Genomic DNA, 4,207 nt, shown 5'->3' with positions numbered 1-4,207 from the left:
TTCGGTTGGTTGGCACTCTCGTAGACGGAGTGCCAGGCGCGGCCGATGGTACGGCGGCCGGGTTCGAAGTCAACGCCTCGCGGGGGCGTTCTCGAGCTCGGCGAGGCGGGCGAGAGCGTTCTCCGGGCGCGAGAACGGCCCGCGCGGAATCGCCTGCTCGAGCGCTTCGCGCGCTCGCGTTGCGTCGCCGAGCACCTCGTAGGCGATCGCCTCGTACATGCGCAGGGACGGCCTCGAGCGCGGCTCGGCGGCGATTCCGCGCTCGATCGCCGAGGCGATTCCCGCCGCGTCGCCGGCCCTCGCGTGGAGCTCCGCGAGCTGGCCGTAGGCGCGGACGAAGAGCGGCTCGCGCTCGATCACGGTCTCGATCAGCGCGCGCGCCTCCTCGCTTCGGCCGTCGCTCGACGCGCGGATCGCGCGCATCAACAGCCAATCCGGCTCGTCGCGCAGGACCTCGTCGGGAGAGGGCAGCGCTCGGCGCAGCCGGGCCGAGCCCGGCGGCAGCAGCACGGTCGCCACCAGATCCGTGTAGACGATCTTCCAGCCGTGGCTCGGGCCCGAGAGCGCGTCGGCCAACCGGCTCGAGCCCTGCGGGACCAGGACCGCGTCCACCGGGTACTGCGCCAGTCGCGACGAGAGGCCTTCGCGCGCCGCGGAGAGCGCGAGATAGTCGAGATAGGTCTTGTCGTCGTAGAGCGTGTTCGCGCGGCCGTCGATCATGACCTTGAATTCGGGAGCGTGGAGCATCACGTACCCGCCCCAGTTGTAGTGATTGAGCAGGCGGGGTCCGGGCTCGAGCGCGCGCAGGTAGCGGAGCGCGGCGCGCGGGTAGAGCTGTGACTCCGTCCAGCGCTCGAGCATGCCCGGAGTGAGCCGGATGCCGCTCCAAAGTCCGGCCGCGACCAGGAGCGCCGCGAGAATCGCGGCCGAAGGAGCCGGCGCAGCGAGCCGTTGCGGCAGCCGGCTCAGCAGCGGCTCGCCGAGCCGCGCGAAGAGCCGAGCGGTGAGCGGCAGCGCCGTGAGCGCGAAGAGCGGAATGAATCGGCGCGAGGTGAGAGCCATCGCGCAGGCGACGCCTGCGAGCAGGACGAGATACGGGTCGCGCTTGCGCGAGCGCAGCTCGAGCGCCGCTCCTGCGGCGCTCGCGATCAGGAGCCAGGTGAATCGGCCCGAGAAGCCGCGGACATCGAGGCTTGCGCCCGGTGGCTGCCACTCGAGTATGTCGCGGAACGGAGAGCTCGAATCGAGATAGGCGATCGGATACTCGAGGATCCGCCAGCCCCACGGATTGCACAGGAACGCGAGCCCGGAGAGCGCGACCCCGGCCCAGAGCCGCGCGTCGATCACCGGGCGCCGCACTTCGAGCGAAGCGCGTGCGGTCTCGACCAGGGCGAACAGGCCGATCGCGCCGAAGCCGAACACGAAGCCCCCGTGCAGATTGCACCAGAGCACCATCAGCGCGGGCCAGAGCCAGGGCGCCCACGGCGCGCGCCGGGTCCAGAGGAAGATCCCGAGGAAGAGCAGCGAGAGCTCGTGCGGCCGGATGTCGAGGAACCAGTGGCAGGTCGCCGCGGCCGCCCAGATCGCGAGAACCGCGCCGAAATCGCTGCCGCTGCGTTGGCGGGCCACCTCGAAGCCGAGCGCGAAGATCGCCAGGAGCAGCGCGAAGTTCGCCCAGGCGACGAGCTGCGGGTCGATCTCCCAGGCGAGCCAGTAGCCGACGCCCCAGAGCCACTCGTGGTGCATCCAGGGGCGGCCGGCGAAGGTGAACGAGAACGAGTCGACGGTCGGCAGGCGCAGGCTCTCCCAGATCTCGCGGCCGGCCGCCAGGTGCCACCACAGGTCCGAGCCCGCGACCGACGGAGCGAACCAGGCGGCGGCGCCCGCGAGCGCGGCCAGAGGCGCGAGCCAGCGATTGATTTTCGCCATTCTTTCGAGTAGCGTCGCGGCGCGAAGGTCTTTCACCGCCGGGGACTTTCGCGGGGTAGAGTAAGGACGAGCGCCCCAGTCCCGGGGCCATGGAGGTTCGAATGCACCTCACCAAGCGACAGAAAGAGATCTTCGATTTCGTCTGCGAGTACTTGGAGCGAGAGGGGTACGCACCGAGCCTCGAGGAGATCGGAGAGCGGTTCGGCCTCTCGTCCGTGGCGACGGTTCACAAGCACGTGCAGAACCTCGTCGAAAAGAACCTGCTGCGGAAGGCCTGGAACCGCAGTCGCTCGATCGAGGTGGTCCGCGACGAGCCCGCGCCGGCCAGCGTCGAGATCCCGCTGCTGGGGCGCGTCGCGGCCGGACGGCCGATCGAGGCGATCGCGATCCCCGACACGATCGCCGTCCCTCCCGAGATGGTCGCGCGCAGGAATTGCTTCGCACTTCGCGTCGCGGGCGACTCGATGATCGACGACCACATCGTCGATGGCGACGTGGTCGTGCTCGAATCGCGAAAGAACCCGCGCGGCGGCGAGACGGTGGTCGCGCTGATCCGAGGCGAGGAGTGCACGCTGAAGCGCTTCTACCAGGACGGCGGAAAGGTCCGCCTGGTGCCAGCAAACGCCGCGCTGTCGCCGATGGAGTTCCCGGCCGAGGACGTCGAGGTTCAGGGCGTCGTGATCGGGCTGGTGCGGAACTTCTGATTCGGCACGACCATCCGAGGCCGCGACGACCGTGCTGATCACCCGTCGGATGGAATTCTCCGCCTCGTATCGCGACGCCTCGGGCGCGACGCTCGGCCACAACTGGGAGCTCGAGGTCACGCTCGCGGGACCGGTGGACGGCGAGACCGGGATGTTGATCGACCTGAAGGATCTGAAGTCGGTGCTCGAGCGCGAGGTCGAGGCGCGTTTCGACCACCGCTGCCTGAACGACGACACACCGTATTTTCGCGACCGCGCCCCGACGCCGGAGCGCTTCGCCTCGCTGCTCTTCGAGCTTCTCGACAAGGCCCTGCCGAGCGGTCTTCTGCACCGCGTGCGGCTCAGCCCGACGCGCGATCTGACCATCGAGGTCACCCGTTGATCCGAACGCTCCGCCGCTACGAGTTCTCCGCGGCGCACGTGCTCGCGCGCTCGGACTGGAGCGACGAACGAAACCGCGCCGTCTATGGCAAGTGCGCGAATCCCGCCGGGCACGGCCACAACTACCGCTTCGAGCTCACACTCGAGGGGGCCGGGCCGTCGGGCGATGCGCTCGACGCGATCGTTCGCTCACGCGTCCTCGACGAGCTCGACGCGCGCCTGCTGAACCGTGAAGTCGCCGCGTTCCGGCTCGTCGTGCCGACGGCGGAGAACATCGCCCGACACATCTGGGATACGCTCTGCGTCGCGCTCGAGCCGGCGCGTCTGACCTGCGTGCGCCTGATCGAGACCGGCAACAACTCGGTCGAGTACTTCGGGAGCTGATGGGGCGGATGAGCAAGATCGAGGGCCTGATCGAGGAGCTGCTGCGCGAGATCGGCGAGAAGCCGGAGCGCGAGGGGCTCGTGCGTACGCCCGGCCGCGTCGCCCGCTCGTTCGAGTTCCTCACCCAGGGCTACGAGCTCGATCCCCAGAAGATCCTGAACGAGGCGGTCTTCGAAGAGTCCGACAACGAGATGCTGATCGTGAAGGACGTCGACTTCTACAGCCTCTGCGAGCACCACCTGCTCCCGTTCTTCGGCCGCGCACACGTGGCGTACGTGCCGAACGGCAAGATCGTCGGACTCTCGAAGATTCCGAGGCTGGTCGAGATGTACTCCAGACGCCTGCAGGTTCAGGAGCGGCTGACCAACGAGATCGCCCGCGCGATCGAGAAAGTTCTGCAGCCGCGTGGGGTTGCCGTGATCATCGAGGCCCGCCACCTGTGCATGATGATGCGCGGCGTCCAGAAGCAGAACTCCTACGCGATCTCGAGCGCGATGCTCGGCGAGTTCGAGTCCGATCCCAAGACCCGCGCCGAGTTCGTGCAGCTGATCCACAACGCCCGCGTCGCCTGAATCCGCGCACGGCGGCTTGCGTCAGAAGCCGCGTGCGGGTTCTCTTCTTGACAGGGGGGTTCAAGTCTCATACGGTGCGCGACGAAAAGCAGGCACCGAGGCCTGCTCTTCAGAACCGGCCCCCCCTCTGGCGCGTCTTGCGAGACGGCCGGAGTGTGAGTGGAGCCGTTTTTTTGCAGGCAGATTTTGACACGCTGCGTCGAATCGAGGCGCAGGGACTGGTCGCAAGCGGAGCTG

The 4,207-nt window shown here is 68.3% G+C and carries 5 protein-coding genes; 4 read left to right on the top strand and 1 reads right to left on the bottom strand.

Features of this window, described 5'->3' with window-relative positions; all coding sequences use genetic code 11:
- Positions 1–69: 69 nt before the first annotated feature.
- Positions 70–1,929, bottom strand: coding sequence for a hypothetical protein (locus tag FJ108_18035; protein MBM4337792.1), 1,860 nt, complete (start codon positions 1,927–1,929; stop codon positions 70–72).
- 101 nt (positions 1,930–2,030) lie between these two features.
- Between FJ108_18035 and lexA the strand changes: the two genes are divergently transcribed.
- The 4 genes from lexA to folE are packed head-to-tail and all read left to right on the top strand — an operon-like array spanning position 2,031 to position 3,970.
- Complete coding sequence (gene lexA / locus FJ108_18030; GenBank protein MBM4337791.1) at positions 2,031–2,633, top strand: transcriptional repressor LexA; 603 nt, start codon at positions 2,031–2,033, stop codon at positions 2,631–2,633.
- Between the two features lie 49 nt (positions 2,634–2,682).
- Positions 2,683–3,015: a 6-carboxytetrahydropterin synthase gene (locus FJ108_18025; protein ID MBM4337790.1), complete on the top strand. Its 333-nt coding sequence runs from the start codon at positions 2,683–2,685 to the stop codon at positions 3,013–3,015.
- The gene (locus FJ108_18020) at positions 3,012–3,398 is read left to right on the top strand and encodes a 6-carboxytetrahydropterin synthase (GenBank protein MBM4337789.1); all 387 of its coding nucleotides are present in this window, start codon (positions 3,012–3,014) and stop codon (positions 3,396–3,398) included. Before FJ108_18025 ends, FJ108_18020 begins: the two co-directional genes overlap by 4 nt.
- Before the next feature lie 17 nt (positions 3,399–3,415).
- Positions 3,416–3,970: a GTP cyclohydrolase I FolE gene (folE, locus tag FJ108_18015; GenBank protein MBM4337788.1), complete on the top strand. Its 555-nt coding sequence runs from the start codon at positions 3,416–3,418 to the stop codon at positions 3,968–3,970.
- Positions 3,971–4,207: the final 237 nt, after the last annotated feature.

This window comes from Deltaproteobacteria bacterium (genome assembly GCA_016875225.1).
Lineage (GTDB): Bacteria > Myxococcota_A > UBA9160 > SZUA-336 > SZUA-336 > VGRW01.
This window is presented reverse-complemented; position numbering and strand designations above follow the sequence as displayed.

Excerpts from the sequence above, each read along its gene's own strand:
- lexA (MBM4337791.1), top strand. The coding sequence starts at position 2,031 with ATGCACCTCACCAAGCGACAGAAAGAGATCTTCGATTTCGTCTGCGAG.
- FJ108_18025 (MBM4337790.1), top strand. The coding sequence starts at position 2,683 with ATGGAATTCTCCGCCTCGTATCGCGACGCCTCGGGCGCGACGCTCGGC.
- FJ108_18035 (MBM4337792.1), bottom strand. The coding sequence starts at position 1,929 with ATGGCGAAAATCAATCGCTGGCTCGCGCCTCTGGCCGCGCTCGCGGGC.